Origin of the sequence: Romboutsia sp. 13368 (genome assembly GCF_018336475.1) — a bacterium.
In the GTDB taxonomy this organism is placed as follows: domain Bacteria; phylum Bacillota; class Clostridia; order Peptostreptococcales; family Peptostreptococcaceae; genus Romboutsia.
Genome location: NZ_CP048741.1, coordinates 2,409,813 through 2,410,124 on the forward strand (window position 1 = coordinate 2,409,813; position 312 = coordinate 2,410,124).

The following is a 312-nucleotide window of genomic DNA, read 5'->3' on the forward strand; positions in this document are numbered from 1 at the left end:
GTTAATTTTYATAACTTTCCTCCTAGATAAAGTTGTTTTATTATATAATATGTGGCGATTTTTTTTTTGTTCCATATACAATAAATTTAAAATATATTTTGTTGAAATTTATCAGTTAATAGTATAAAAAAATAGCTATCTGTAATAAGATAGCTATTTCTTTAATATTTATTTTCCACAACATTTCTTGTATTTTTTACCACTTCCACATATACAAGCATCATTTCTACCTACTTTTTCTTCTTTAACTACTGTCTTAGAAGTTTTGTAAGCCTTTTGTAATTCTTTTCTCTTATCAGCTGGTAATATAGC

At 23.8% G+C, this 312-nt stretch carries 1 pseudogene; it reads right to left on the bottom strand.

The features are described 5' to 3' along the window. Positions 1-168: 168 nt before the first annotated feature. Positions 169-309, bottom strand: a pseudogene (locus tag G3997_RS11750) (SEC-C metal-binding domain-containing protein); the annotation flags it as partial. Positions 310-312 lie beyond the last annotated feature (3 nt).